Source organism: Paenibacillus lutrae, from assembly GCF_009757775.1.
Classification (GTDB): domain Bacteria; phylum Bacillota; class Bacilli; order Paenibacillales; family NBRC-103111; genus Paenibacillus_F; species Paenibacillus_F lutrae.
Window position 1 is genome coordinate 1 of the sequence record NZ_RHLK01000025.1, and the last position, 330, is coordinate 330.

1 rRNA gene is annotated in these 330 nt (G+C 50.9%); it reads left to right on the plus strand.

Going from position 1 to position 330, the window contains the following annotated elements:
* Positions 1 to 86 (plus strand): 23S ribosomal RNA (locus EDM21_RS23535); the annotation flags it as partial.
* Positions 87 to 330 lie beyond the last annotated feature (244 nt).

Below are 330 nucleotides of genomic sequence, written 5' to 3' on the forward strand. Positions count from 1 at the left end.
TGAAGACGACGAGGTAGATAGGTTGGAGGTGGAAGCACAGCAATGTGTGGAGCTGACCAATACTAATCGGTCGAGGGCTTGACCTATAGGTCTTTACGAGAGTAGAGGCCGTCATCGGAAGCATCGCGTAGGCGGTGCACCACAAGATCTTTGGATGGATCTTTTACATCTTTCGCTGCTAGTTTTCAGGGTACAACCCTGATATGAGTGGTATGTCCGCAAGGAGATGCTGCGTTTTTCGAAGTCTCTAACACTTCGGAACATCCTGTTTGGTGACGATGGCGGAAGGGAACCACGCGTACCCATCCCGAACACGACCGTTAAGCCTTC